Origin of the sequence: Adlercreutzia muris, from assembly GCF_008831045.1 — a bacterium.
Classification (GTDB): Bacteria; Actinomycetota; Coriobacteriia; order Coriobacteriales; family Eggerthellaceae; genus Adlercreutzia; species Adlercreutzia muris.
In genome coordinates, this window is sequence record NZ_WAJS01000052.1 from 1 (window position 1) to 8,695 (window position 8,695).

7 protein-coding genes are annotated in these 8,695 nt (G+C 65.8%); 2 read left to right on the plus strand and 5 right to left on the minus strand.

All coding sequences use genetic code 11. The features are described 5' to 3' along the window. Positions 1-82: 82 nt before the first annotated feature. From F8D48_RS10885 to glf, 3 genes are read right to left on the minus strand one after another with little or no spacing between them, the layout of a single operon-like run. Positions 83-913, minus strand: a complete 831-nt coding sequence (locus F8D48_RS10885; RefSeq protein WP_151432003.1) for a type III pantothenate kinase — start codon at positions 911-913, stop codon at positions 83-85. Positions 914-925: 12 nt separating this feature from the next. Beyond that, positions 926-1,945: a glycosyltransferase family 2 protein gene (locus F8D48_RS10890; RefSeq protein WP_151432005.1), complete on the minus strand. Its 1,020-nt coding sequence runs from the start codon at positions 1,943-1,945 to the stop codon at positions 926-928. 11 nt (positions 1,946-1,956) lie between these two features. Beyond that, entirely contained in the window at positions 1,957-3,231 is a 1,275-nt protein-coding gene (glf, locus tag F8D48_RS10895) for a UDP-galactopyranose mutase (protein ID WP_151432007.1), read from the minus strand. 224 nt (positions 3,232-3,455) lie between these two features. Between glf and pta the strand changes: the two genes are divergently transcribed. After that, positions 3,456-4,448 carry a phosphate acetyltransferase gene (gene pta, locus F8D48_RS10900; protein WP_205717390.1) on the plus strand — a complete coding sequence of 331 codons (993 nt, stop codon included), beginning with the start codon at positions 3,456-3,458 and terminating at the stop codon, positions 4,446-4,448. Positions 4,449-4,811: 363 nt separating this feature from the next. Here the strand turns inward: pta and F8D48_RS10905 are convergent, their stop codons facing one another. Continuing rightward, positions 4,812-6,260, minus strand: a complete 1,449-nt coding sequence (locus F8D48_RS10905) for a helix-turn-helix transcriptional regulator (protein WP_151432009.1) — start codon at positions 6,258-6,260, stop codon at positions 4,812-4,814. Between the two features lie 256 nt (positions 6,261-6,516). Here F8D48_RS10905 and F8D48_RS10910 point away from each other — a divergent pair, with 256 nt between their 5' ends. Next, a complete protein-coding gene (locus F8D48_RS10910; protein ID WP_151432011.1) occupies positions 6,517-8,478 on the plus strand; it encodes an FAD-binding protein in 1,962 nt (653 codons plus the stop codon). Positions 8,479-8,605: 127 nt separating this feature from the next. Here the strand turns inward: F8D48_RS10910 and F8D48_RS10915 are convergent. Further along, positions 8,606-8,695, minus strand: a 90-nt coding sequence (locus tag F8D48_RS10915; protein WP_151432013.1) for an IS3 family transposase, incomplete at its 5' end; no start/stop codon positions are given.

Genomic DNA, 8,695 nt, shown 5'->3' on the forward strand with positions numbered 1-8,695 from the left:
GCCCCGAAAGCCCCGAGCGGGCGGCGAGATCGCCCACGAAGGGTCGCGAAGCGCCCCGCGGCCGCCCGACGCGGGGCGGCGCCTAGGAGCGGTTCAGGCCGTAGAGCTCCACAAGGCCGCGCAGGCCCAGGCTCTGGTCCACGACCGCCTCGTGGGCCATGAGGGCGGCGATGGCCTCGGCACCGCGGCCCGTGAGCACCACCGGCGTGGTGTAGCCGGCCTCGGCCCAGATCATGTCGATGAGGCCGTCGATGCGGGCCACCTCCCCCATGACGATGCCCGACCGCATGGCCGCCTCGGTGGTGCGGCCCAGCAGGGTGCGGGGCGCGCGCAGTCCCACGGCGGGCAGCTGGGCCGCCCCCTGAGCCAGGGCCGCGGCCCCCAGGCCCATGCCCGGCGCGATGATGCCGCCCTTGAAGGACCCTTCGCGATCGAGCAGCTCGAAGGTGGTGGCGGTGCCCAGATCCACCACGAGCACCGGGGCGCCCCAGGCGGACTTCGCGGCCACCATCTCGGCCACGCGGTCGGCTCCCACGGAGGCCGGATCGGCGAAATCCATCTTCAGGCCGCTCTTCAGCCCGGGCCCTACGGTGAGGGGCCGCGTGCCCGTCAAGCGCCGAGCCGCCTCCACCCACACCTCGGTGAGGGCCGGGAACACCGAGGCGACGATGGCCCCGTCGGCCAGGGGCGCCCGCAACGGCAGGGCCGCTCCGTCGAGAACGGCTCCCGGCTCCATGGTCGCCAGGCCGCGGGTCACGGCATCGAAGAAGGCCGCCACGGAGGCCACGGCCTCGTCGGGGGTGTAGCCCGCATCGGTGCCGACCGACCACTGGGCCGCCAAATCCCCATCCACGGCCAACCCCAACCGCGTGCGGGTGTTGCGAATGTCGATGGCGAGCACGAGCGACGACATGGCCCGGAACCCTTAATTGAATTTGAAGATCTTCTGGGCGATCTGGTAGCCCTTGAGCCCGATCTTCTCGCCGGCCTCGGTGGGCAGGTTAGTGGCCAGGTTCAGCGCGTTGGAACGCACGCGACGGTACAGCGAGGGGTTCTGCTCCTTCAGGTAGGCCCAGATGCCCTTCAAGTCCTCCTCGTCCTGCTCGCCGCCGCGCATGCGCAGAAACACCGAGCAGATGCACATCATCATGGACAGGTAGTTGCGCAGGTAATGGCGCAGGTGGCGCTCGCGCACCGCCTGGGGATCCACGTTGTCGATCATCTGGCGGGTGACGCGCAGCTGCTGGTCCATGCGGCCCATCATCACCTTCTCGTTGACCGACTGGTCCTCCCGCCCGATGAAATAGCGGTAGGCGTCCACGTTGAAGTAGCGGATGGTGCGCACGTGCACGAGGGGCTCGTAGACGAAGATGTTGTCCACGTAGAACGTGTGCTCCGGCAGGACGAGGCCCATCTTGCGCAGCATGTCGGTGCGGTAGTACACCGAGTGCATGAGCAGATACTGGGACGGCAGAAAGGTGCCCACCTCGTGCCAGCCGAACTCATAGCCCTCGGGCAGAACGTTGGCGTAGCCCATGACCTTCTGCACGCCCTCGTCCACCTTCTCGTAGACGTAGTTGGCCACCACCATGTCGCAGGGCACCGGCGCCTCCACCTGACTGCGCATGTACTCCATGAGCGGGAACATGGCGGCCGTATCGAGCCAGTCGTCGGAATCCACCACCTTGAAGTAGAAGCCCGTGGCATTGGCGAGCCCCGTGTTCACCGCGCCGCCATGGCCCTTGTTGGGCTGATGGATGGCCCGCACGATGCCCGGGTGCTCCGCCTCCCAGCGATCGGCGATCTGGGCGGTGTCGTCCTTCGTGGAGCCGTCGTCCACCAGCAGAATCTCGATATCGTCGCCGCAGGTCAGAAGCGTCTCCACGCAATGATCCATATAGGCGGCGGAATTGTAGCAGGGAACGGCGAAGGTGATGGTCTTCACGGCGAAACCTCCTAGAGGGCGGGCGTGGCGGACGAGACGGCGTCGGGGACGGCCGCATCGGGATGGTCGAGGGACCACAGGATGCGGTCGGCGGCGGCCAGGGCGTCCACGACCACCTTGTCCATGTTGAAGTAGCGGTACTCGGCCAGGCGACCCAGCGGATAGAAGTTTGGCAGGGCATCGGTCAGGCGGCGGTAGCGCCCGTAGAGGTCGGCGTTGTCGCCGTTGATGATGGCGTAGTAGGGAATCTGGGTCGCGGGATCCTCGTAGGCCCGGGAGTACTCCTTCATGATGGTGGTCTTCGAGCCCTTCTGCCCAGTGAGCCACTTGAACTCCGTGACCCGGGTGTAGTCCTCGGTCACCGTGTAGTTCACGGTGCCGGCGGGCAGATGGTAGTCCTCCTCGAAGGTCTCGTAGACGAAGTCCAGGGAGCGGTAGGGCAGCCGTCCGAAGCGGGCCAGGAACAGCTCGTCGAGGGGACCGGTGTACACGATGGGACCCTCGAAGGCCTCGCCCTTGATGCGGATGGCGGTCAGGGGCGCGTCCTCGTCGCCGCTGGCGAACACGAGCTCGAAGACGGACTCGGCCTCGGTGCCCAGGCACACGGTGATGAGGTCGTGGCCGAGCATCGCCTCGAACAGGCGCGTGTAGCCGTCCACGGGCATGCCCTGGTAGGTATCCTGGAAGTAGCGGTCGTCCCGGGAGATGAACACGGGCACCCGCGCCGTCACCGACGGGTCCACTTCCTCGGGGGTGAGGCCCCACTGCTTCTGGGTGTAGTAGAGGAACACGTTCTCGTACACGAAGTCGGCCACTTCCGCCAGCTCCGGATCCTCCTGGGCCCGCAGCTCGTTGATGGTCACCTTCCGCTCGTCGCCGAAGGTGGCGATGAGCTTCTCGATGAGGCGGGCAGCCTTCTCGGCGCCGAAGGCGATCTCCATGGAGTTCTTGTTGAAGGGCACGGGCATGTAGGTGCCGAACCAATCGGCGAGCACCTTGTGCTGGTAACCCGACCATTCCGTGAAGCGGGCCAGGTAATCGTAGGCCTCCTGGCTGTTGGTGTGGAAGATGTGCGGCCCATAGCGGTGCACGAGGATGCCGGCCTGGTCATACTCGTCGTAGGCGTTGCCGGCGATGTGAGCGCGCTTCTCGATGACGAGCACGCGCAGCCCCCCTTGCTCGGCCAGCTGGCGAGCCGTCACGGCTCCGGCGAACCCGGAACCGACGACCACCGCGTCGAAGTCGGCGATGTCGATGGCGCGAAAATCGGCGTAGGTCACTGCCATGGGGGTAACTCCTCGCTCTGGATCGGTGGATGATGGCGCACCCGGCGCCCCATAGATTAGTTCGCCCGTTATTGTACTCAACCCCCCGCCATCGGCGGAAAGGTTCACATACAAACCGAATATATGAACCTCACGCCGGCCGGGCCGGCCCGCGGGCCGGCATGGACACCCGACGGTGCCCTATGATGGGAGCCGTCACATTCCCCGGGGAGAAAGGACCCGCCGTGAGCGCATTCCTCGATACCATGATCGCCCAGGCCAAATCCGACAAGAAGACCATCGTGCTGCCCGAGGGCAACGATATCCGCACCCTGAAGGCCGCCGAGGCCATCCTCGCCGACGATATCGCCGACGTGATCATCCTCGGCAACCCGGTCGAGATCGCCGCCGCCGGCTGCAACCTGAATGGCGCCCGCATCGTGGACTTCCGCACCTCCGAGCTGCGGGCCCCCTACGCCGAGAAGCTCGCCGAGCTGCGGGCCAAGAAGGGCATGACCGTGGAGGCCGCCCTCGAGCTCATGGACAACGAGCTGTACTTCGGCATGATGATGGTGAAGATGGGCGAGGCCGACGGCCTGGTGTCCGGGGCCTGCCACTCCACCGGCGACGTGCTGCGCCCGGCTCTCCAGATCCTGAAGACCGCCCCTGGCGCGCAGATGGTGAGCTCCTTCTTCGTCATGAACGTGCCCGACTGCGATTTGGGGCACGCCGGCACCTTCCTGTTCTCCGACTGCGGCCTGGAAGTGCAGCCCGATGCCGAGCGCCTCGCCCAGATCGCCATCAACGCCGAGGCTGCCTGGCGTTCGCTCATCGACGGTGCCGAGCCGGTGGTGGCCATGCTCTCCCACTCCTCCTACGGGTCGGCCAGAAACGATGATGCCGACAAGGTGGTGCGGGCCACGGCGCTGGTGAAGGAACTGGCGCCGGAGCTGGCCGTGGACGGCGAGCTGCAGCTGGATGCCGCCATCGTCCCCGAGATCGGTGCAGCGAAGGCCCCCGCCTCGCCCGTGGCCGGCCGCGCCAACGTACTCGTGTTCCCCGACATCGATGCCGGCAACATCGGCTACAAGCTCGTGCAGCGCCTGGCCAAGGCCGAGGCCTACGGTCCCATCCTCCAGGGCATCGCCGCGCCGGTGAACGATCTCTCGCGCGGATGTACGGCCGAGGACATCGTGGGCGTGGTGGCCATCACCGCCGTCCAGGCCCAGGGCCGCTAGCCGCCGGGACCCCCCGCACCCCGCCGTCGCTCCAACATCGGAAGGCACCCGGTTCTCTTACGCCCCTTTTCTGCGCTGCGCACGGTCGAAGCGTGGAAAGGGGGCGCTCTGTCTTTTATTGTGCACCCTTTCTGGGTACAAGGAGCCCCGAATCGCCGATGCGCACGGCCGTATCGCGAAAAAGGAGCAGCGTTCTTCCCCCACACAGCCTTTTGAGGTGGCTCCGCGTCCCGAATCGCCGATGCGCACGGTCGCATCGTGAAAACGGGGCGCTCTGTCTTTTATTGTGCACCCTTTCTGGGTACAAGGAGCCCCGAATCGCCGTTGCGCACGGCCGCATCGCGAAAAAGGGGCGCTTCACCTCTAGCGGCCCTCGTCCGCGTCGATGCCGAACAGGGCGAACAGCTCGGCGCGGCTGTGGACGTCGAGCTTCTTGTAGACGTGGCGGATATGGGACTTCGCCGTGCCGTTGGCAATGACGAGCTCGGCGGCCACGGCGCTGGCCGACTTGCGCTGGAGCAGCAGGACGAGCACCTCCTTCTCCCGCTCTCCCAAGTTCCGCGCAGCTGCCATGGCATCCACGGCATCACGGCAGGAGGCCCCGAGATCCCCGTCAGAACACCCGTCGTCACCGGCTCCGAACAGCTCCTCGGAGCGGCGGGGCGTGGCGCCCCGGCGCATGAGGATGACCGCGGCACCATTGGCCACGAGAACGGCGGCCAGCACGAGGGCGTCGGACGTGAAGCCGTCGATGAGAGAGCAGACCGCCATGACGCACCGGCCCACAATGCAACCGGCGGCGAAGGCGACCATGAGTCGCAGGAAGGCCAGGGCCCCGGCCCGATCGTCCCCGCGGGCGGCGGCGCACAGCAGCACTACCGCGTAGGCCAGGAACAGAAACATGCCCAGGGCCGCCAGATCGAAGGACAGCGCCGGGTCCACCTGCAGCGACGATGCTGTAATGGTGGCCATGACGATGGCAGGCACTGCGATATTGGTGAGCGGGAAGGCCGCAGCGTTCACGAGGAGCACGATGGCGCATACGAGCAACAGCGGCGCCAGAAAGGCACCGGCGGCAAAAGAGGCATCCGCCCCGCCCTTCCCGGCAAAAGAGATGGCAATGATGAAGGCGAGGCTGAACAGGAACACCGCCGACACCGGATAGCGAAAAGGCACCGTCGGGGGCGATGGGGCGCCTCCTTCGGGGTCCGCGACCGGGCTGTTGCCAAGGTCTCGCAGGCGCCGGTTCAGCACAAGCGTGGCGATAAGGAGCAGCACCCCCATGCAGACGCAGATCTTGACGCCGGCCAGCCCCGTGAACACCCAGATGACAAACGACGCAAAGGCCGCCGCCAGCATAATGTTCCACACCACGGTCGAGGGAGAGAGGCCCGCATGCGCTCGCAGCCAAGAGACCATGGACAGCGGCAGGTAGACACCGAAGATGGCCCCGCAGACCCAGTCCATCACCGCCGGAGACTGAAATCCCAGACCGAATATGATGCAGTAGAGCACCAGGGTGGCCTGCACGAGGAGGGCCATCGCCCACAGGGTTCGGGGACCGGGAAGCGTGCCTTTCCGATGCAGGCGGAGAATGAGAAGGGCGGCTGTGAGCAGCTCGGCACCGTAGGCGGCATCGGTATAAGAGACCATGAGAGCGGAAGTGTGCCACATCGCCGGCCAGAAGTACACCTGGCCCACGAAGGCCAGATTGCAGGCCAGCCCCACGAACAGGCCCACGGCGCCCACCGTCTGAAATTGCTGCGCGAACCCTTGGCGCAGCACCCGGGCCACCTTCGATAATGATCCCATCGATTCCCTCCTCACTCAGCATTCCCATGAAACCACAGACGGCCCCCGCGCACCAGCGGCAATTCGCTAACCCACCGGTGGGTTAGCGGGATGGGTTAGCGCATCGGGTCAGCAAGTTCCACCCCCACTGACCCTCTCTTTACCCATCACGGTAACCCCGATAAAGCCGCTATGGTAGCACCGCGGCTCGGGGAACGGCTCCCCCGGCCATCGGAATCCCCAAGAGTTCTAAGCCGAAAAGTAAGGGAGTGGAAATATGGGAAAGTTCACCCGTAGGCAATTCATCACCGGTGCCGGTGCCGGCATGGCCGCCATCGCCGGCCTCGGTCTGGCCGGCTGCGCGCCCCAAGGCAAGGGCGGCTCGGCTATGGCCACTACCGGCGAGGGCACCACCTTCGCCGACACCATCGCTTGGGATGGCGAGTACGACGTCGTGGTTATCGGCTTCGGCGGCGCTGGGGCCGTATCCGCCTGCTACGCCGCCGATGCCGGCGCGAAGGTGTTGCTCGTGGAGAAGGCCCCGATCGGCATGGAGGGCGGTAACACGCGTTTCTGCGGGCAGATCATTTTGAGCTCCGACAACAAGGAGGCCATGGTATCTTACAATAAGGCCATGGCCGGCGACTTCGCCGTGGACGAGGGGCTTCTCGACGTCTACGCCGAGGGTCTCACCCGCACCCACGACATGCTGCGCGATTTCTTCGGCGTGCCCGAGGAGAACTTCCTCGATTGGAAGTACGACTCCTCCGCTCAGCCCCTCATCGGCATGTTCGCCCCCGAGTACCCTGAGTTCGAGGGCGGCGAGGACCTGCACGTGCTGACCGTGAGCGACAACGTGTGCAACTCCGCTTTGTGGAAGACCTACCGCAACAAGGTCATGTCCATGGGAGATAGCATCGACGTGTGGTACGCCTCGCCGGCCGTGAGCCTGTTCCAGGATCCGGTCAGCAAGGCCGTCATCGGTGTGGAGATCGACAAGAACGGCGAGACTGTGAACGTGCGCGCCAAGAACGGCGTCGTCATGACCATGGGCGGCTTCGAGAACAACCCGCAGATGGTGGAGGACTTCCTGGGCCTTACCAAGAGCGCCCCGGCCGGCACCTTGTTCAATACTGGCGACGGCGTGAAGATGGCCATGGGCGTCGGCGCCGATCTGTGGCACATGGAGGCCTTCGAGGGCAACTGCTTCGCTTTGGGCGGCATCTCCTTCGCCGTGGAGTCCGGCCATCACGCCAAGACCTTCAACGACTTGCGCAACCTCTCGGGCAGCATCATCGTCGTGGGCAACGGCGGCGAGCGCTATCTGCGCGAGGACGTGTACAACCGCCATGGCCACGTGCCGAGCAACGGTGACTGGGTGAGCGTGAAGCGTCCCCGCAACACCTGGATGGTATGGGACGAGGCCCAGAACAAGGCCATCACCGAAGAGTACCACGGCATTCCCGCTGAGTTCGCCGACCAGGTCGTGAGCGCAGGCACCCTGACCGAGCTGGCCGAGACTCTGGGCATTACCCCGGGCAAGCTCGAGCAGACCGTGGCCGACTTCAACAAGATGGCTGCCGACGGCTACGATCCGGCCTTCTACCGCGCCGCCGAGACCATGCGCGCCTTCTCCGAATCGGGCCCCTACTACGCCATCGAGATGATCCAGGCCTTCCTGAACACCCAGGGCGGCGCTCGCCGCAACGCCGCGGCCGAGGTCGTCGGCACTAACGGCGAGCCCATTCCGCACCTGTACTCAGCCGGCGAGTTCGGCGGCATGACCCCCTACCAGTACAACGGCGGCGGCAATATGGCCGAGTGCCTCATCTTCGGCCAGTTGGCCGGCGTGAACGCCGCGGCCGAGAAGGATCCGCTGCCCGCCCTGCCCATGGGCGTGGCCTCCGAGATCGTCTACACCGCCGGCTCCGGCAGCCACGAGGTGGATCCCGACCTGGCCCAGACCGTGGCCCTCGGCGAGGGTGAGTACCTGGGCACCTCCACGCTGTGCATGGGCAACGAGCTGGGCGTCAAGGTGAAGATGGACGGCGGCAAAATCGCGGCCGTCGAAGTGGTGCACCAGCAGGAGACCGCCGGCGTCGGCAGCAAGGCCATCGAGGCCCTGCCGGCCCAGATCATCGAGGCCCAGTCCACCGAGGTGGACGCCGTGGCCGGCGCCACGGTGACGAGCACGGCCATCAAGGACGCCGTGCAAAAGGCTATCGACCAGGCGAAGTAGCCTGAGACGATAGGGGTGGCGCGGCGTGCGCCGACGGCACCTGCGCCGCGCCACCCCTCAATCCCTCCCCGTGGAAAGGACCCTGCGATATGAACTGCGTCCCAAAACTTGGACGAATTAGTAAGGACTAAGCTGCTAAGGACTGATTTCGGAATTCCTCCGGAGTCAGTCCTTTCAGTTTAACCTGTCGTCTCCTCGTATTCCAATGAACGATGTA